The organism is Streptomyces sp. NPDC002092, assembly GCF_053593775.1.
The window spans coordinates 107,623-124,669 of the sequence record NZ_JBSFDG010000012.1; the positions used below are offsets into that span (position 1 = coordinate 107,623).

Below are 17,047 nucleotides of genomic sequence, written 5' to 3' on the forward strand. Positions count from 1 at the left end.
AATGTTGGCGGCAATTGGCGGCCATTGACCGTGGCCTTGCGTCGGGGCAACGGCACCGCAAAGCGGAGCCGGGCCGGACGGGACGGACCGGCGGGGACGACTCCCTCCTTCCTCCTCACGCACGAACGGGCGCGCGAGGGCCACTCCGGCGTCCGAAACATTCGTCTTGCTCGATTTATTTGGATGTGACTATGACCTCCGCCATCGAGACGAACGACGTCGCCCGTACCGGCGCGCAGCCGCTGGTGCCCGACGGGCGGAAACCCGTCCAGCTCCTCGAGTTCACCGCGATGCAGGGGGTCCGGTACAGCGTCACCCTCGGCTACCTCAAGGCGGCCGCGATCGCCGACCCCGTACTCGACGCGGCATGCGACTTCCGGATCAGCGTGCGCGAGCAGAGCGGCGGGGAGCAGGCGACGAAGGAACTGCTCGACACCTGGGACGAGCCGTTCGTCGTCGCGCTGACGGTGTTCTTCTGGAACCGCGCCCAGTCCCTGGAGCTGGCCCGCCAGGTGAAGGAGCGCTGGCCGGACTGTCGCGTCGTCGTCGGCGGAAACGACGTCAGCTACCAGCAGGAACCGCTGTTCGCCGAGGCGCCCTGGCTGGACGTGCTGGTGCACGGCGAGGGCGAACTGCGCTTCCGTGACCTGCTGCACGCCTTCCTGACCGACGGGGACCTCGCCGCGATCCCCGGCATCAGCCACTGGCGCGACGGCGCCGTCGTCACCAACCCGGACGCGGACCGCATCACCGACCTCGACCAGGTCGTCTCGCCGATTCTCACCTCCGTGTACTCGGACGAGGAGATCACCGGCTCGTCCATGATCGTCTACGAGACCAACCGGGGCTGCCCGTACGGGTGCGCCTTCTGCTACTGGGGAGGCGCGACCAACTCCAAGGTCCGCCAGTTCGACCTGGAGCGGATCTTCGCCGAGCTGGACCGGCTGATCCGGCTGATGCCCCAGGACGCGACGCTGTTCATCGCGGACGCGAACTTCGGCATCCTCGGCCGCGACCGGCAGATCGCCGAGCACATCGTGGAACTCTGCCGGCGGTACAACAAGCGGCTGATCGTCAGCACCAACTGGGCGAAGAACGGCAACGAGCGCATCGTGGAGATCGCGAGCATGCTGCACGCCGCCGACCTGACCGGTGCGATCACACTGTCCGCGCAGTCCTTCGACGCGGACGTGCTGAAGATCGCCAACCGCGCCAACATCCGCACCGACCACTACCGCCGGCTGCTGTCCCGCTTCCGCGAACTCGACGTCCCCACCTACACCGACCTCATCTGGGGCCTGCCCGGGGAGACGTTCGACAAGTACCTCAACGGCGTCGAGGAGGTGCTGACCGCGGGCGGATCGCCGGTGATCTATCCGTTGCTGCTGCTGAACAACACCGAGTACTCGCGCGACTCCTTCCGGGACGAACACGCGTTGAGGACGCGCTGGATGCCCGCCGACATCACCAATCCCGAACTCGTCGCCGACGTGGTCGTGGAGCACGGGTGCATGACCGCCGACGAGTGGGTGCGGGGCATGGAGTTCCGGGTGTCCATGACGCTGTTCCAGAAGATCCTGCTGCGCTGCGCGCTCCGCGTCCTCCATACGACCACGGGCGTCCGCATGGTCGACCTGTGCCGCCAGCTGTGGTCGTTCCTGCTGGACGACTGTGCCGACCCGTTCATGCGTGCCGTGGCGCGCGATGTCTCCGCCGTCTACCGGGACCCGTCCTCCCTGGACATGGCGATGCTGAAGACGGTCATGGGCAACCGGGCCATCGTGCCCGAAGAGGTGCACTACCAGGCGTTGTTGTGCCGCGCCGTGCGCACCGGGCGTGCCACCGCGGACCTGCTCAAGGCGGCGGTCGACCACCTGTGCACCTGGCTGGCCGGCACCGGGTTCGAGGTCGACCGCGTCCTGGTCGACGGTGCGCTGACCCTTGACATCGCGGCGACGACGATCCTGCGCGCGAGTCTGCACGGGGAGCTCTCCGAGACGGACTTCGCCGTCCCGAGGCGGGGCTGGGACCTGCTCGTCGCTTCGGGGGACGTGCCGTCGAGCCTCGACACCGGCAACCAGGGGAGCATCGTGCGCGGCACGGTGTGGGCGCCACCGCGCTGGATCCACTTCCCGATCAGTGTCTACGCGCTGTCCATCTGGCACGGTACCGGCCGGCCGCTGTACGACCTGCTGTTCGCTCTGCCCGACGAACTGCCGGCCGTCGCGTGACCCGTGCGCACCCGCCGGGCCCTGTCACCTGGGGTGCCACCCCTTATTGACACCTTTTTGTCTGGACAACATCATGAACACATCACCTGCACCACCTGACCAGGGTGCATCATGCGCACTACGCGCAGCCCGGGATGATTCATCTCCGTCTCAAGGCGGCTGCTGCGCCCCATGGATATCAAGGGGGGACCATGACCACCGAACGCCCCGTCCACAGCCCCGACAGCACCTGCCGCGCCATCATCGACCAGATCAGCGACAAGTGGTCGATGACCGTCATGGCGGTCCTCGACGAGCCGAGGCGGTTCAATGAGATCAAGCGCCACATCGACGGCGTGACCCACCGGGTCCTGACCCAGACCCTTCGTCGCCTGGAGCGCAACGGGATGATCACACGCCGAGTGCTGCCGACCTCACCGGTCGGGGTCGAGTACTCCCTCACTCCACTCGGCGAATCTCTGAGGGAACCGTTCAACCGGTTGCACGCCTGGACCGTCGCCAACACAGACCAGATCCGGGCGCACCAGATGGCATACGACCGGCGGGCGCACTGCTGCCCGGACCAGGACTCCTCAGTGCCACACCGGCCGCGGGGACCGGAACCCGCCTGATCCGCCGACGGGCACGCGGCCCCGGCGGATGACACATGGAACACGGACGCGGGTGCGGGGAGGGCGCGGCGGCGTCTCCTGCCGTAGGTGCACCGTGTCCATGATCACGCGGGCGTGGCGGAAGGAAGCGCGACCACGCCTTCGTGATCAGAGGGTGAGCAGCTCCTCGTGGAAGCCGCCGAACTCCCGTTCCCGGTCGATGAGATGGATCTCCAGGATCCAGTGGCAGGTGCGCCCGGCCTTGTCGGTGCGGCGCAGTGGGGTGTCGTTGGCGGGGGTGATGTACGACTCCGCGTCCGCTCCGTCGATCCGTTCGTGGGGGAACTCCCCGACCAGATGCCCGGCGTGCCAGCCGCCCAGCTCCCACCCGGCCGCGGCGGCCATCCGCTCCACCTCGGCGTACAACCGCTTGCCCGTGATGTCGGAGTCTGCCTCGAAGAAGCGGCGGCCCGCGGCGAAGATCTCCGGCAGGTCGTCGCGAAGTCGCTGCTTGACCGGGTCGTCGCCGAGGACGAAGGTCCGGCCGAAGTCGGCCTCGTACTCCTCGAAGATCGGCCCGAAGTCGGCGAACACGATGTCGTCCGTGCCGATCACCCGGTCCGGCGGATTCTCCCTGTACGGCACCAGCGTGTTCGGGCCGGAGCGCACGATCCGCTTGTGCCAGTGCCGGGTCGTGCCGAACAGCTCGTTGGCCAGGTCCCGGATCCGGTCGCTGACCGCCCGCTCCCCCTGCCCGGGCGCGATCAGCCCGCGCTCCTCGACCTCCGCGAAGAGCCGCACGGCCTTCGCCTGGGCGTCCAGCAAGCGCTGCGCACGCGTGGGTTCGTCATCGTCCGCCATGGGCCGAACGTAGTTACCCGGATCGTTCACGGCAACGACCGGTGTAGTGACGGGCCCGCGTCCTTGAGGACGTCGTGCAGGAGTGGGCCCGTGAAGGTGTGCTGCCGGTCGGTCCGGGTCGCCGGTGAGGACGGGTTCCGCCGCGGGTCGTGCGGCCGTACGGGCAGCTGCGAGGGTCGGACTCACGGGCTGCCACCTCCCGCAGGACCGTATCCGGACCACCCTCCCGTACAAACGCACATGCCATGCCAGCAGATCACAGTTCCGGCTCATGCGATGCGACAGCAGACTTTCGCCTTGCATCTGCGGAAGTATCATCGGCGCAGGCCGTTCCGGGTGCCCGGTGTTCCGGCGGTCGCCGTGATCAAGTCGACCCACGTGGTCGTCGAGAGACCGTGGAGAAGGTCGCGAGACCGTAGCTGAGTCCGTCAGGACCTCAAGGGAGTTACCCGTGATGACCCGTTCCGTGCGTGGGACCCGCCGGATGCTGCAGGTGACCGGTGTGAGCGCCGCCGCGCTGCTGGCCCTGAGCGCCTGTTCGTCCTCCGACTCGAACGCCACCAAGTCCGACACCTCGGCGCCGGCGTCCTCGTCGCCGAAGCTGTCGGGCACGGTGACAGTGTTCGCCGCCGCCTCGCTCAAGGAGAGCTTCACGACGCTGGGCAGGGAGTTCGAGAAGGCCCACCCGGGTACGAAGGTGACCTTCAGCTTCGGTGGCAGCGACACCCTCGCCGCGCAGATCACCGGCGGCGCCCCGGCCGACGTCTTCGCCGCGGCGAGCCCCAAGACGATGAAGATCGTGACGGCCAAGGGTGACGCGGTGGGCACCCCGGCCACCTTCGTGCGCAACCAGCTGGAGATCGCCACCCTGCCGGGCAACCCCGACAAGGTCGCCTCCCTCAAGGACCTCACCAAGTCCTCGCTGAAGGTCGTGCTGTGCGACAAGACGGTGCCGTGCGGCGCCGCCGCCCAGAAGGCGCTCGACGCGAGCAAGCTGAAGCTCACCCCGGTCTCCTACGAGCAGGACGTCAAGTCCGCCCTCAACAAGGTGGTGCTGAAGGAGGCCGACGCCGCGGTCGTCTACAAGACCGATGTGAAGGCGGCGGGCAGCAAGGTGCAGGGCGTGGAGTTCCCCGAGTCCGCCGACGCCGTCAACGACTACCCGATCACCCTGCTCAAGGACGCGCCGAACGCCGCGGCGGCCAAGGCGTTCATCGCCCTGGTGCAGTCCGCCGAGGGCCGGCAGGTCCTGACCGGGGCCGGGTTCCTCAAGCCGTGACCCCTCCCTCCCCGGACCAGGCCTCAGCCGCGGACACCCTGACCGGTGGCCCGCGGCGCCGCCGAGTCCTCAGGGGCGGTGCTCCGCTGCCTCTTCTCGTACCCGCGCTGATCGGCCTGGCGTTCCTGGTCCTGCCGCTCGTCGCCCTGCTCGTCAGGGCCCCGTGGCGGAGCATGCCCGACCTGCTGACCAGCACCGAGGTGTGGCAGGCGCTCCAGCTGTCCCTGGTCTGCGCGACGGCGGCGACCGCGGTGAGCCTGGTGCTCGGCGTACCGCTGGCCTGGCTGCTGGCCCGGGTCGAGTTCCCGGGACGTGGTGTCGTACGGGCTCTGGTCACCCTGCCGCTCGTGCTGCCGCCGGTGGTGGGTGGTGTCGCGCTGCTGATGGCGCTGGGGCGCAACGGGGTGCTGGGGAAGTGGCTGGACTCCTGGTTCGGTGTCACCCTGCCCTTCACCACCGCCGGGGTCGTGGTCGCCGAAGCCTTCGTGGCCATGCCGTTCCTGGTCATCAGCGTCGAGGGCACCCTGCGCGCCGCCGACCCGCGCTACGAGGAGGCGGCCACCACGCTCGGTGCCTCCCGCTTCACCGCGTTCCGCCGGGTCACTTTGCCGCTCATCGCCCCCGGTGTCGCCGCGGGCGCCGTGCTCGCCTGGGCCCGCGCGTTGGGCGAGTTCGGTGCGACGATCACCTTCGCGGGGAACTTCCCGGGCCGCACCGAGACCATGCCCCTCGCCGTCTATCTCGCCCTCCAGAACGACCCGGAGGCGGCGATCGCCCTCAGCCTGGTCCTGCTGGCGGTGTCGATCGCCGTGCTGGCGGGGCTGCGAGACCGCTGGATGACCCCCTCATGACCGACATCGACAAGGCCGCCGTGGGCGCCCCCACCCGCACCGGAGAGGGTCTCGACGCCCGGCTGCTGGTCGAGCGCGGCTCCTTCCGCCTCGACGTGACGCTGAGGGCGGCGCCCGGTGACGTGGTCGCCCTCCTCGGCCCCAACGGCGCCGGCAAGACCACCGCCCTGCGCGCCCTGGCCGGGCTCGTGCCGCTCACCGGCGGCCATCTGCGCCTGGACGGCGAGCAGTTGGACGCTGTGCCGCCCGAGTCCCGCCCGGTCGGTGTCGTCTTCCAGGACTATCTGCTCTTCCCCCATCTGACCGCCCTGGACAACGTGGCCTTCGGGCCGCGCTGCCACGGCGCCACCAAGGCCGAGGCCCGCGCCGAGGCCGCCGTATGGCTGGAGCGGATGGGCCTGACCGGACACGCCGGGGTGAAACCCCGCCGCCTCTCCGGCGGCCAGGCCCAGCGCGTCGCCCTGGCCCGCGCGCTGGCCACCCACCCCCGCCTGCTGCTCCTCGACGAACCCCTTGCCGCCCTCGACGCCCGCACCCGCCTCGACGTCCGGGCCCAGCTCCGCCACCACCTCGCGGACTTCGAGGCCGTCGCCGTACTCGTCACGCACGACCCGCTGGACGCCATGGTCCTGGCCGACCACCTGGTCGTCATCGAGGACGGCCGCGTCGTCCAGGAGGGCACCCCCGCGCACATCGCCCGCCATCCGCGCACCGACTACATCGCCCATCTGGTCGGCCTGAACCTCTACCGAGGAGAGGCCGAAGGCCACACGGTCCGCCTCGACGACGGCCCCGCCATCACGACCGAGGAAGACCTCACCGGCCCCGTCTTCGTGGTCTTCCCGCCCGGCGCGGTCACCCTCTACCGGGACCGCCCCACCGGCGCCAGCGCCCGCAACCTCTGGCGTTGCGAAGTGGCCGGCCTGGAGACCCACGGCGACCAGATCCGCGCCGCCCTCACCGGCGAACTCCCCCTCGCCGCCGACCTCACCACGGTCGCCGCGGCCGAACTCGACCTGCACCCCGGCGGCACGGTCTGGGCGACGGTGAAGGCGGCACAGACCCACGCCTATCCTGCCTGAGGCGCCCCGGCGGTGGGTTCGAGCGCGTGCGCGCCGCCGGGCGGGTCCGGCGGCGCGCACGGGTGGCGGTCAGGCCTTGGTCAGGGTGACCTCGTGCCGGTCGTCGGCGTGGATGCGGGGCAGCGGCAGGATCCCCTCGAAGCGGAGTTCCGCGACCGTGGCCTCTACGCTGACCTTGCCCGGGCCGATGGCCGGGGACGGTCTGCTGGAGTTCTCCCAGCGGTGTGTCACCCCGTCGCACACGGCGAGCGTGCCGCCGATGCCCTGGATCAGGGTCGAGGTGCCGTGGGTCGCGGAGGCCTTCGTGGTGCTCACCGAGGAGCTGACGAACGCCGCGCCCGCGCTGTCCGTGCAGCGGTAGGTGCCGGAGAGGGTGACGGTGCCGTCGGCGGAGATGTGGCCCGTCGGGTCGACGGTCACCGTCTCCTCCAGCTCCGCGGCCTTGTACGGGGCCGCGGTCACGGCAGGAGCGGTGAGCAGGAGCAGGGCGGCACCGGCGGCGAGGGCCAGGGCGGGTCGCTTGAACATCGGAAACCTCCAGTGGGTGGGGCTTCCACTGGTACCCGCCGGGCACGCTCCCGGTCGTGACCGTCACCCACTCGGTGGCGAGTCCGCACCGACGGTCGTGGAACCGTCCTGGTGTTGTCCGCGTGTTGTCACGCTTCACGTCCGGGCGTTCCGATGCCCCGCGGCGGAGCCGCATAATCGACACTGCGGGACAAGAGCATGGTCTACCCATGGGGACCGGCGGACGGTCCCGACCTTCGTGGAGGTGCGCCATGTGTTCCCACCGGACTTCGTGCCCTTCCTTCGACGAGCTCGCCGTGCACGTCGTCGCCGCCCACCCCGAACAGGGCTGGAGCCTCCTGTGCGACGGCGCGATCGTGTTCGACGACAGCGGTGAGCTGACGCCCGACGGCAAGGCCGTCGCACCGCACCGGGCACCGGCCGAGCGGCTCGCCGTCGCCGCCTGATCAGCACGCCTAGGGCAGCACCGCGAACCCGTCCAGTTCCACCATCGCCTCCTCGTCCCACAGGCGCACGACCTCCACGACCGCCATCGCCGGGTAGTCACGTCCCGCCAACTCCCGCCACAGGCACCCCAGTTCGGGGGCGTGGGTACGGTAGGCGGCGACATCGGTGGCGTAGACCGTGACGCGGGCCAGGTCCGCGGGGGTGCCGCCCGCCGCGCGCAGGGCGGTGAGGAGGTTGGTGAGGGCCCGTTCGAACTGGGCGGGCAGCGTGTCGCCGGTGACCTTGCCGTCCGTGTCGAGCGCGGTCTGGCCGGCCAGGAAGACGACCCGGGTGCCGGTGGCGACGACGGCGTGGGAGAAGCCGGCGGGCGGGGAGAGGTCGGGCGGGTTGACGCGCTCGGTGCTCACTCGGATGCCTCCACGTCGGCAGACGGTCCGTTGTCCGGCTCGCCGGCCGGCTCCTTGTACAACTCCTTGGCGATGATGCCGCGTTGGACCTCGCTCGCGCCCTCGTAGATGCGAGGGGCGCGCACCTCGCGGTAGAGGTGTTCCAGGAGGTGGCCGCGGCGCAGGGCGCGGGCGCCGTGCAGCTGGACGGCCTGGTCGACGACGTACTGCGCCGTCTCGGTGGCGAGCAGCTTCGCCATCGCCGCACGCTTCGGGACATCGGGGGCGTGCTCGTCGTACGCTGTCGCCGCCGCGTACACCATGAGGCGGGCCGCCTCGGTGCGCAGCGCCATCTCGGCGACCTGGTGGGCGACGGTCTGCAGGTCCTTCAACTTGCCGCCGAACGCATCCCGCCGAGCCGTGTGCGCGAGGGTCGCGTCCAGCGCCGCCTGCGCCATGCCGACCGCGAACGCACCGACGCTGGGGCGGAACAGATTGAGGGTTCCCATGGCGACCCGGAACCCGCGGTCGGCCTCACCGAGCACATCGTCCGCCGTGACGGGCACGCCGACGAAGTCGAGGGCGCCGATGGGGTGCGGCGAGAGCAGGTCGAGGGCCCTGCCGGTCAGGCCGGGACGGTCGGCGGGTACGAGGAAGGCGGTCACACCGCGGGCGCCGGCGCCGGGGGTGGTGCGCGCGAAGACGGTGTAGAAGTCGGCCTCGGGGGCGTTGGAGATCCAGCACTTCTCGCCGGTGAGCCGCCAGCGGCCGGGGCCGTCGGGACGGGCGGTCAGCGACAGCGCCGCCGCATCGGATCCCGCCCCCGGCTCGCTGAGCGCGAACGCGGCGACCGCGCTCCCCTCGCTCACCCGGGGCAGCCAGTGCTCCCGCTGGGCCGGCGTGCCGTACGCATGGACCGGATGGGCGCCCAGCCCCTGCAGCGCGAGGGCCGTCTCCGCCTCCGTGCAGGCGTACGCGAGCGACTCCCGCATCAGACAGAGGTCGAGGGCCCCCGAGGTGAACAGCCGCTCCAGGAGCCCGAGTTGGCCGAGTTCGGCGACCAGCGGGCGGTTGACGTGCCCCGGCTCGCTCTTCTCCGCCTTCTCCACGAGCGGGCGCAGCCGGTCGGCAGCGAGAGCCCGCAGCTCGGCACACCAGGCGGTTTGTACCGGATCGAGCGAGAATACGGGCATTGGCGGTCCCCTCTCTCGACATGACCCCTCGACGATATCGCGCACTGTTGACTGTCGTCACCAACACGATACGCTCCAGACGCGAGCCCACCAGGACGCCCACAACGGCAAGGGGGCGCACCGCCATGAACGTCTCGGCCCACGTCGACACCTTCGCGCGCGACCACCTCCCGCCGCCCGAGGAGTGGCCGGAACTCCGGTTCGACCTGCCGGAGCTGCGTTACCCCGATCGGCTGAACTGCGCCGCCGAGCTGCTGGACCACGCCGACCCCGGCCGCCCGGTGTTCCACACCCCTGCCGGGCCCTCGTGGACGTACGGCGATCTGCGGGCCCGCGTCGACCGCATCGCGCATGTCCTGACGGGGGACCTCGGCATCGTCCCCGGCAACCGCGTCCTGCTGCGCGGCCCGACCACGCCCTGGCTCGCGGCCTGCTGGCTGGCGGTGCTGAAGGCGGGCGGGATCGCGGTCACCGTGCTGGCCCAGCAGCGGCCGCACGAGCTGGAAGTCATCTGTGACATGGCGCTGATCCGGCACGCCCTGTGCGACATACGCGCCGTCGACGACCTCGCCAAGGCCGAGATACCGGGCCTGCGGATCACGACGTACGGCGGCGACGCCCCCGACGACCTCCTGCACCGCCCGGCGCCCGACACCCCGTACCCGACCGTCGCGACGGCGGCCGACGACGTCGCGCTGATCGCGTTCACCTCGGGCACGACCGGCCGTCCCAAGGGGTGCATGCACTTCCACCGGGATGTGCTCGCCATAACCGACACCTTCGCCAAGCATGTGCTGCAACCACATGAGGACGACGTCTTCGCGGGCAGCCCCCCGCTCGGCTTCACCTTCGGGCTCGGCGGTCTTGTCGTCTTCCCGATGCGGGTCGGCGCCAGCGCGCTCCTGCTCGAACAGGCCCATCCCCGGCAGTTGCTGGCGGCGGTCGCCGAGCACCGGGTCTCCGTGCTGTTCACCGCGCCGACGGCCTACCGCGCGATGCTCGACGAGCTGGACGCCCACGACACCTCGTCCCTGCGCCGTTGCGTCTCGGCCGGCGAGAACCTGCCCGCCGCCACCTGGCAGGACTGGTACGAGCGGACCGGGCTGCGCATCATCAACGGCATCGGCGCCACCGAGCTGCTGCACATCTTCATCTCCGCGGCCGACGAGCACATCAGGCCCGGCACGACGGGCGTGCCCGTGCCCGGCTGGCACGCGCGCGTGCAGGACGAGAACGGCCGGCCCCTGCCCGACGGCCGGCCGGGGCTGCTCGCGGTGCGCGGGCCCGTCGGCTGCCGCTACCTCACCGACCCGCGCCAGCGCGTCTATGTGCGCGAGGGCTGGAACGTCACCGGTGACACATACGTCCGTGAGAACGACGGCTACTTCCGGTATGTCGCCCGCGCCGACGACATGATCATCTCGGCCGGGTACAACATCGCGGGGCCGGAGGTGGAGGACGCCCTGCTGCGCCACCCGGACGTGGTGGAGGCGGCCGTCGTGGGGCGGCCCGACGAGGCGCGCGGACAGGTCGTCGTGGCGTATGTCGTCCTCAGGGAGGGGGCCGAGCGGGACGCCGAGGCCTTGCGCGGCTTCGTCAAGTCCGAGCTCGCGCCGTACAAGTGCCCCCGCGAGATCGTCTTCCTGGACGCCCTGCCCCGCACGGCGACGGGCAAGCTGCAGCGCTTCAGACTGCGCACGGAAAGTGACCGGCACTGATGCCGAAGACCTAAGATGATCAACGTGTCCGACCAGCATGCACCACGGTCTCTCATCGTCACGCTCTACGGCGCGTACGGCCGCTTCGCGCCGGGCCCCGTGCCCGTCGCCGAACTGATCCGGCTGCTGGCCGCGGTCGGCGTGGACGCACCCTCGGTGCGCTCGTCGGTCTCCCGCCTCAAACGCCGCGGACTGCTGCTGCCGGCCCGTACGGCGCAGGGCGCGGCCGGGTACGAACTCTCGCCGGACGCCCGTCAGCTGCTCGACGACGGCGACCGGCGCATCTACTCCACCGCCCCGCCCGAGGACGAGGGCTGGGTGCTCGCCGTGTTCTCGGTGCCGGAGTCGGAGCGGCAGAAGCGGCACGTGCTGCGCTCCCGGCTGGCCGGGCTCGGGTTCGGCACGGCGGCACCCGGGGTGTGGATCGCTCCCGCCCGGCTGTACGAGGAGACCCGGCACACCCTCCAGCGGCTGCACCTCGACCCGTACGTCGACCTGTTCCGCGGCGACCACCTCGGGTTCGCGGCGACCGAGGAGGCGGTCGCCCGCTGGTGGGACCTGGCCGCGATCGCCAAGGAGCACGAGGCCTTCCTCGACCGGCACGCGCCCGTGCTGCACGAGTGGGAGCACCGGGCGGACACCCCGCCCGAGGAGGCGTACCGCGACTACCTCCTCGCCCTCGACTCCTGGCGCCACCTCCCCTACACCGACCCCGGCCTGCCCGCCCGCCTCCTCCCCGAGGACTGGCCCGGCGTGCGCTCGGCGGCCGTCTTCCGGGAGCTGCATGCGCGGTTGAGGGACGCGGGGGCCGAGTTCGCGGGCGTATGACCCCCGAGGTCCTCGCACGCGACGGCGTGCTCTGTCAGGTCTCCAGGGTCAGGCGGGGTTTGGGGGCGTCCGTGCGTCCCGTCTGCGGGCGGCGGCTGCCCGCGCGGTACGGGGCCGGCCAGACGACGCCGGGGCCCTCGTAGCCCTGCTCGGCTGCGGCATGCAGGGTCCAGTGCGGGTCGTAGAGGTGAGGGCGGGCGAGCGCGCACAGGTCCGTACGGCCTGCCAGGATCAGGGAGTTGACGTCGTCCCAGGAGGAGATCGCGCCGACCGCGATCACGGGGAGGCCGGTGGTGTGGCGGATGCGGTCGGCGTACGGCGTCTGGTACGAGCGCCCGAACTCCGGGCGGTCGTCGGCCACGACCTGCCCCGTCGACACGTCGATGGCGTCGACACCGTGCGCGGCGAAGGCGCGGGCGATCTCGACGGCGTCCTCGGCCGTCGTACCGCCTTCGGCCCAGTCGGTGGCCGAGATGCGGACGGTCATGGGCTTCTCCTCGGGCCACACGCCGCGTACCGCGTCGAAGACCTCCAGCGGGAAGCGGAGTCGTTTCTCCAGCGAGCCGCCGTAGGCGTCGGTACGGCGGTTGGTGAGCGGGGAGAGGAAGCCGGAGAGCAGATAGCCGTGGGCGCAGTGGAGTTCGAGGAGGTCGAAGCCCGCGCGGGCGGCCCGCCAGGCGGCGGACGTGAACTGCTCGCGGATGTCGGTGAGTTGGGCACGGGTCAGCTCGCGCGGGGTCTGGCTGCCCGGCTTGTACGGCAGCGGTGAGGCCGCCGCCAGGGGCCAGTTGCCGTCGGGCAGCGGTTCGTCCATGCCCTCCCACATCAGCCTGGTCGAGCCCTTGCGGCCGGAGTGGCCGAGCTGCACGCCGATCGCGGTGCCGGGCGACTGGGCGTGCACGAACGCGGTGATCCGTTTCCAGGACTCGGCCTGCCGTCCGGTGTAGAGGCCGGTGCAGCCGGGGGTGATCCGGCCCTCCGCGCTGACACACACCATCTCGGTCATCACCAGGCCGGCGCCGCCGAGCGCCCGTGCGCCCAGATGGACGAGGTGGAAGTCGCCGGGGACGCCGTCGACCGCCGAGTACATGTCCATGGGCGAGACGACGACCCGGTTGCGCAGGGTCAGACCGCGCAGCCGGAACGGCGTGAACATGGGCGGCGTACCGGGCGGGCAGCCGAACTCGCGCTCCACTGCTTCGGTGAAGCGGGCGTCGCGCAGCCGCAGGTTGTCGTGGGTGACGCGGCGGCTGCGGGTGAGCAGGTTGAAGGCGAACTGGCGGGGCGGCTGGTCGAGGTAGAGCCCCAGGTTCTCGAACCACTCCAGGCTGGCGCGGGCCGCGCGCTGGGTGGAGGCGACGACGGGTTTGCGTTCCGTCTCGTAGGCCGCGAGCGCCTCGGCCAGTGTGGGCTGTTCCTCCAGGCAGGCGGCGAGTGCGAGGGCGTCCTCGACGGCGAGCTTGGTGCCGGAGCCGATGGAGAAGTGGGCGGTGTGGGCGGCGTCGCCGAGCAGGACCACGTTGCCGTGGGACCAGCGCTCGTTGACGACCGTACGGAAGGTGGTCCACGCCGACTTGTTGGAGCGGAGCGGGCGGCCGCGGAGGGCTTCGGAGAAGATCTTGGCGCAGCGTTCGACGGACTCCGCCTCGTCGAGGTCCTCGAAACCGGCGGCCCGCCACACGTTCTCGTGCATTTCTACGATCACCGTCGAGGCGTCGGGAGCGTAGGGGTAGCCGTGCAGCTGCATCACGCCGTGTTCGGTCTCGGCGATCTCGAAGCGGAAGGCGTCGAAGGCGAAGTCGGCGGCGAGCCAGATGTAGCGGCAGCGGTGGGTGGCCACCCGGGGGCGGAACACATCGGCGTAGGCCTCGCGGGTGGTGCTGTTGACTCCGTCGGCGGCGATGACCAGGTCGTACGACTGTGCCAGCCAGTCGGGGTACGGGGCTTCCGAACGGAAGCGGAGTTCTACGCCGAGGGCGTGACAGCGGTCGTGGAGGATCTCCAGGAGGCGTTTTCTGCCGAGGGCGGCGAAACCGTGTCCTGAGGAGGCCTGGCGGGTGTTGCGGTGGACGATGTGGATGTCGTCCCAGCGGGTGAAGTGCTTCTGGAGGGCCTCGTAGACCACGGGGTCGGCGTGTTCGATGCCGCCGAGGGTTTCGTCGGAGAGGACTACTCCGAAGCCGAAGGTGTCGTCGGGGGCGTTGCGTTCCCACACCGTGATTTCGCGCTGTGGGTTGAGCCGTTTCAGGAGGGCGGCGGCGTACAGGCCGCCGGGGCCGCCGCCGATGATCGCCACTCGTAGGGGGTGGCTGGTCGCCGTCGGCGGGTGCGGGTTCGTTGTGGCTGGTCGCGCCCCCGCGGCGGTAGCCGCAAATTCAACACAGTCCCGCGCCCCTGGGGTGGGCATGGTCACCGTCCCCTCCATTTGGGAGGGCGTTTTTCTGTGAACGCCGCATGGAACTCCGCGTAGTCCTCGCCGTTCATCAGCAGCGCCTGGGTTGAGGCGTCCAGTTCGACGGAGGCCGCGAGCGGCATGTCCAGTTCGGCGGTCAGCAGCGCCTTTGTCTGGGCGTATGCCAGGGCCGGGCCGTCGGCCAGGCGGCGGGCCAGGTCCTGTGCCGCCTCGTCGGCGCGGCCCTCGTCGGTCAGTTCGCTGATGAGGCCGATGCGTTCCGCCTCGGGGGCGCGGACCGGTTCGCCCAGCATCAGCAGGCGGGTGGCGTGCCCCAGGCCCACGACCCTCGGCAGCAGATACGCCGCGCCCATGTCGCCGCCGGACAGGCCCACCCTGGTGAACAGGAACGCGAACCGGGCGGACGGGTCCGCGACGCGGAAGTCCGCCGCCAGGGCGAGGACCGCCCCGGCGCCCGCCGCCACCCCGTGCACCGCCGCGATCACCGGGAACGGGCACTCCCGTATCGCCCGCACGGTCTGGCCGGTCATCCGGTTGAAGTCGAGGAGCTGGGCGGTGTCCATGGACAGGGTCGCGCCGATGATCTCGTCGACATCGCCGCCCGAGCAGAAGCCGCGGCCCTCGCCGGCCAGGACCAGCGCCCGCACGGACCGCTCGCGGGAGAGTTCGGCGAGCAGGTCGCGCAGGTCGGCGTAGGCGCCGAAGGTGAGCGCGTTGAGTTTCTCGGGGCGGGCGAGGGTGACCGTGGCGACCCCGTCGGCGTGCTCCACGCGCAGATGCCGCCAGTCGGAGGTGCGGGCGGCGGAGCCGGTGAAGGGACTCATGACGTGCGGCCTCCTCGGGGGGCGGGCACTGCCTCACTGAGCTCTACCCTTCGAAGTTATCACCCATCCGTGACTGTCGTCATGAGGGCGCGATAGAGCTGTCCGAATGTGACCCGGCTCGGTCACATCCGTCACGGCTCGTCGACAGAGCGGCTACGACGGGAGCGGCGCCGCGAGGCAAGCCGTTGCTACGGGTAAGCCGCCCGTCAGCGGGGCCGAAGGTCCCGCACGGTGCCCGCCGGGCGTCTCGTCGGGCGGCGCCGTACGATTCGTAAAAGTTGAAAGCAGGACAGCCTGCTCATGAACGGACCCGCCTTGTACGACCGCCCCTCCGCGTCCGCCGCCTCCTGGCGCATCGCACTGCCGCACTCCGCCGCGGCCGTGCCCGTGGCCCGTGCACTCGTGCGCACGGCGCTGGCCGAGCTGGAGCACGGGGCCGACTGCGACACCGCGGAACTGCTCACGGCGGAGCTGGTCGCGAACGCCGTGGAACACACCGTCGTCGGCGACTCCCCGATAGAGCTCGTGGTGGAGCTGCTGCCGAGCGGCTGCCAGGTCGAGGTGCACGACCCCGACCCGGTGCCGCCCTTCGATCTCACCTGGCCGGGCGCGGAGATGCCCGACCCCTGGCAGGAGCACGGGCGCGGACTGCTGCTGATCCGCGCGCTCAGTTCGTCCTGCGGTCACCGGCCGACGACGTCCGGCAAGGCCGTGTGGTTCCGTCTGCCGGTGGTGCCTCTGCAGCGGCGTCCCGCCTGAGCACGGGGCCGGGCCTCACGCCAGGGTCGCGACCAGGACCGCCTTGATGGTGTGCATACGGTTCTCGGCCTCGTCGAAGACCACGGAGTGCTCCGACTCGAACACCTCGTCGGTGACCTCCAGCTCCGTGAGGCCGTGCCGCTCGTGGACCTCGCGGCCGACGCGGGTGCCGAGGTCGTGGAAGGCCGGCAGACAGTGCATGAACTTCACGTCCGGGTTGCCGGTGGCGCGCAGCACGTCCATGGTCACGGCGTAGGGGCCGAGCAGCGCTATGCGCTCGTCCCAGACCTCCTTGGGCTCCCCCATCGACACCCAGACGTCGGTGGCGACGAAGTCGGCGTGGCGCACGCCCTCCTTCACGTCCTCGGTGAGGGTGACCCGGCCGCCGGAGGCGAGGGCGAGCTGCTGGGCCACCTCGACGATCGTCTCGTCCGGCCACAGCACCCGGGGCGCGACGATCCGGACGTCCATGCCGAGCAGGGCGCCGGTGACCAGGTAGGAGTTGCCCATGTTGTAGCGGGAGTCGCCGAGGTAGGCGAAGACCGTCTCGCCCAGCGGCTTGTCGCTGTGCTCGGTCATGGTGAGCACGTCGGCGAGCATCTGGGTGGGGTGCCACTCGTCGGTGAGGCCGTTGTAGACGGGGACCCCGGCGTACGCGGCCAGCTCCTCGACGACGCCCTGTCCGTGCCCGCGGTACTCGATCGCGTCGTACATCCGCCCCAGCACGCGCGCGGTGTCCTTCACGGACTCCTTGTGCCCGATCTGCGAGCCCGCGGGGTCGAGGTAGGTCGTCGAGGCGCCCTGGTCGGCGGCGGCGACCTCGAACGCGCAGCGTGTGCGTGTCGAGGTCTTCTCGAAGATCAGAGCGATGTTCCGGCCCCGCAGGTACTGCGTCTCGGTCCCGGCCTTCTTGGCGGCCTTCAGCTCGGCGGCCAGCTCGATCAGGCCGAGGAACTCCTGCTGGGAGAAGTCGAGCTCCTTGAGGAAGTTGCGGCCGGCGAGGGCGGTCGGGACTGTCGCCATGGGGGCGCTCCAGAAATGCGGGGACGAATACCGC

The 17,047-nt window shown here is 70.9% G+C and carries 16 protein-coding genes; 9 read left to right on the plus strand and 7 right to left on the minus strand.

All coding sequences use genetic code 11. The features are described 5' to 3' along the window. The first annotated feature begins 191 nt into the window (after window positions 1-191). Together ACWCRD_RS27150 and ACWCRD_RS27155 are read left to right on the plus strand one after the other, a co-directional pair. Entirely contained in the window at window positions 192-2,231 is a 2,040-nt protein-coding gene (locus ACWCRD_RS27150) for a radical SAM protein (RefSeq protein WP_450968382.1), read from the plus strand. 191 nt (window positions 2,232-2,422) lie between these two features. Beyond that, window positions 2,423-2,842 (plus strand): winged helix-turn-helix transcriptional regulator, encoded by a 420-nt coding sequence (locus ACWCRD_RS27155; protein WP_450968383.1) that lies wholly within the window; start codon window positions 2,423-2,425, stop codon window positions 2,840-2,842. 147 nt (window positions 2,843-2,989) lie between these two features. On the opposite strand, the gene ACWCRD_RS27160 is transcribed toward ACWCRD_RS27155, so the two are convergent. Continuing rightward, window positions 2,990-3,682, minus strand: coding sequence for a M24 family metallopeptidase (locus tag ACWCRD_RS27160; protein ID WP_450968384.1), 693 nt, complete (start codon window positions 3,680-3,682; stop codon window positions 2,990-2,992). A 454-nt stretch (window positions 3,683-4,136) separates the two neighbouring features. Here ACWCRD_RS27160 and modA point away from each other — a divergent pair, with 454 nt between their 5' ends. From modA to ACWCRD_RS27175, 3 genes are read left to right on the plus strand one after another with little or no spacing between them, the layout of a single operon-like run. Then, the gene (gene modA / locus ACWCRD_RS27165; RefSeq protein WP_450968385.1) at window positions 4,137-4,961 is read left to right on the plus strand and encodes a molybdate ABC transporter substrate-binding protein; all 825 of its coding nucleotides are present in this window, start codon (window positions 4,137-4,139) and stop codon (window positions 4,959-4,961) included. Further along, the gene (modB, locus tag ACWCRD_RS27170) at window positions 4,958-5,812 is read left to right on the plus strand and encodes a molybdate ABC transporter permease subunit (RefSeq protein WP_450968386.1); all 855 of its coding nucleotides are present in this window, start codon (window positions 4,958-4,960) and stop codon (window positions 5,810-5,812) included. Before modA ends, modB begins: the two co-directional genes overlap by 4 nt. Further along, window positions 5,809-6,894, plus strand: coding sequence for an ABC transporter ATP-binding protein (locus ACWCRD_RS27175; RefSeq protein ID WP_450968387.1), 1,086 nt, complete (start codon window positions 5,809-5,811; stop codon window positions 6,892-6,894). Before modB ends, ACWCRD_RS27175 begins: the two co-directional genes overlap by 4 nt. Before the next feature lie 69 nt (window positions 6,895-6,963). Here the strand turns inward: ACWCRD_RS27175 and ACWCRD_RS27180 are convergent, their stop codons facing one another. Then, window positions 6,964-7,422, minus strand: a complete 459-nt coding sequence (locus ACWCRD_RS27180) for a DUF6299 family protein (protein WP_450968388.1) — start codon at window positions 7,420-7,422, stop codon at window positions 6,964-6,966. A gap of 251 nt (window positions 7,423-7,673) precedes the next feature. Between ACWCRD_RS27180 and ACWCRD_RS27185 the strand changes: the two genes are divergently transcribed. Further along, on the plus strand, window positions 7,674-7,868 hold the full coding sequence (locus ACWCRD_RS27185; RefSeq protein WP_450968389.1) for a DUF5999 family protein: 195 nt from the start codon (window positions 7,674-7,676) through the stop codon (window positions 7,866-7,868). Between the two features lie 9 nt (window positions 7,869-7,877). On the opposite strand, the gene ACWCRD_RS27190 is transcribed toward ACWCRD_RS27185, so the two are convergent. Both ACWCRD_RS27190 and ACWCRD_RS27195 read right to left on the minus strand, forming a co-directional pair. Continuing rightward, the gene (locus ACWCRD_RS27190) at window positions 7,878-8,276 is read right to left on the minus strand and encodes a RidA family protein (protein ID WP_450968390.1); all 399 of its coding nucleotides are present in this window, start codon (window positions 8,274-8,276) and stop codon (window positions 7,878-7,880) included. Next, window positions 8,273-9,448, minus strand: coding sequence for an acyl-CoA dehydrogenase family protein (locus ACWCRD_RS27195; protein ID WP_450968391.1), 1,176 nt, complete (start codon window positions 9,446-9,448; stop codon window positions 8,273-8,275). The genes ACWCRD_RS27190 and ACWCRD_RS27195 overlap by 4 nt, the downstream gene beginning before the upstream one ends. A gap of 125 nt (window positions 9,449-9,573) precedes the next feature. Between ACWCRD_RS27195 and ACWCRD_RS27200 the strand changes: the two genes are divergently transcribed. Both ACWCRD_RS27200 and ACWCRD_RS27205 read left to right on the plus strand, forming a co-directional pair. Continuing rightward, the gene (locus ACWCRD_RS27200; protein WP_450968392.1) at window positions 9,574-11,166 is read left to right on the plus strand and encodes an AMP-binding protein; all 1,593 of its coding nucleotides are present in this window, start codon (window positions 9,574-9,576) and stop codon (window positions 11,164-11,166) included. A 15-nt stretch (window positions 11,167-11,181) separates the two neighbouring features. Continuing rightward, the gene (locus ACWCRD_RS27205) at window positions 11,182-11,994 is read left to right on the plus strand and encodes a PaaX family transcriptional regulator (RefSeq protein WP_450968393.1); all 813 of its coding nucleotides are present in this window, start codon (window positions 11,182-11,184) and stop codon (window positions 11,992-11,994) included. Window positions 11,995-12,028: 34 nt separating this feature from the next. Here the strand turns inward: ACWCRD_RS27205 and ACWCRD_RS27210 are convergent, their stop codons facing one another. Continuing rightward, entirely contained in the window at window positions 12,029-14,419 is a 2,391-nt protein-coding gene (locus ACWCRD_RS27210; protein WP_450968394.1) for a bifunctional salicylyl-CoA 5-hydroxylase/oxidoreductase, read from the minus strand. Further along, window positions 14,404-15,231, minus strand: coding sequence for an enoyl-CoA hydratase family protein (locus ACWCRD_RS27215; RefSeq protein WP_450968395.1), 828 nt, complete (start codon window positions 15,229-15,231; stop codon window positions 14,404-14,406). Before ACWCRD_RS27215 ends, ACWCRD_RS27210 begins: the two co-directional genes overlap by 16 nt. A 300-nt stretch (window positions 15,232-15,531) precedes the next feature. On the opposite strand from ACWCRD_RS27215, the gene ACWCRD_RS27220 reads away from it, so the two are divergent. Beyond that, complete coding sequence (locus ACWCRD_RS27220) at window positions 15,532-15,990, plus strand: ATP-binding protein (RefSeq protein ID WP_450968396.1); 459 nt, start codon at window positions 15,532-15,534, stop codon at window positions 15,988-15,990. A gap of 15 nt (window positions 15,991-16,005) precedes the next feature. Here the strand turns inward: ACWCRD_RS27220 and argF are convergent, their stop codons facing one another. Further along, window positions 16,006-17,013 carry an ornithine carbamoyltransferase gene (gene argF, locus ACWCRD_RS27225; RefSeq protein ID WP_450968397.1) on the minus strand — a complete coding sequence of 336 codons (1,008 nt, stop codon included), beginning with the start codon at window positions 17,011-17,013 and terminating at the stop codon, window positions 16,006-16,008. Window positions 17,014-17,047 lie beyond the last annotated feature (34 nt).

Bases quoted from the DNA above. Each gene is read 5' to 3' on its own strand.
- ACWCRD_RS27185 (WP_450968389.1), top strand. From the start codon at position 7,674: ATGTGTTCCCACCGGACTTCGTGCCCTTCCTTCGACGAGCTCGCCGTG.
- argF (WP_450968397.1), bottom strand. From the start codon at position 17,013: ATGGCGACAGTCCCGACCGCCCTCGCCGGCCGCAACTTCCTCAAGGAG.
- ACWCRD_RS27205 (WP_450968393.1), top strand. From the start codon at position 11,182: ATGATCAACGTGTCCGACCAGCATGCACCACGGTCTCTCATCGTCACG.
- ACWCRD_RS27150 (WP_450968382.1), top strand. From the start codon at position 192: ATGACCTCCGCCATCGAGACGAACGACGTCGCCCGTACCGGCGCGCAG.
- ACWCRD_RS27175 (WP_450968387.1), top strand. From the start codon at position 5,809: ATGACCGACATCGACAAGGCCGCCGTGGGCGCCCCCACCCGCACCGGA.
- ACWCRD_RS27155 (WP_450968383.1), top strand. From the start codon at position 2,423: ATGACCACCGAACGCCCCGTCCACAGCCCCGACAGCACCTGCCGCGCC.
- ACWCRD_RS27220 (WP_450968396.1), top strand. From the start codon at position 15,532: ATGAACGGACCCGCCTTGTACGACCGCCCCTCCGCGTCCGCCGCCTCC.
- ACWCRD_RS27210 (WP_450968394.1), bottom strand. From the start codon at position 14,419: ATGGAGGGGACGGTGACCATGCCCACCCCAGGGGCGCGGGACTGTGTT.
- ACWCRD_RS27200 (WP_450968392.1), top strand. From the start codon at position 9,574: ATGAACGTCTCGGCCCACGTCGACACCTTCGCGCGCGACCACCTCCCG.
- ACWCRD_RS27215 (WP_450968395.1), bottom strand. From the start codon at position 15,231: ATGAGTCCCTTCACCGGCTCCGCCGCCCGCACCTCCGACTGGCGGCAT.
- ACWCRD_RS27160 (WP_450968384.1), bottom strand. From the start codon at position 3,682: ATGGCGGACGATGACGAACCCACGCGTGCGCAGCGCTTGCTGGACGCC.
- modA (WP_450968385.1), top strand. From the start codon at position 4,137: ATGACCCGTTCCGTGCGTGGGACCCGCCGGATGCTGCAGGTGACCGGT.
- ACWCRD_RS27180 (WP_450968388.1), bottom strand. From the start codon at position 7,422: ATGTTCAAGCGACCCGCCCTGGCCCTCGCCGCCGGTGCCGCCCTGCTC.
- ACWCRD_RS27195 (WP_450968391.1), bottom strand. From the start codon at position 9,448: ATGCCCGTATTCTCGCTCGATCCGGTACAAACCGCCTGGTGTGCCGAG.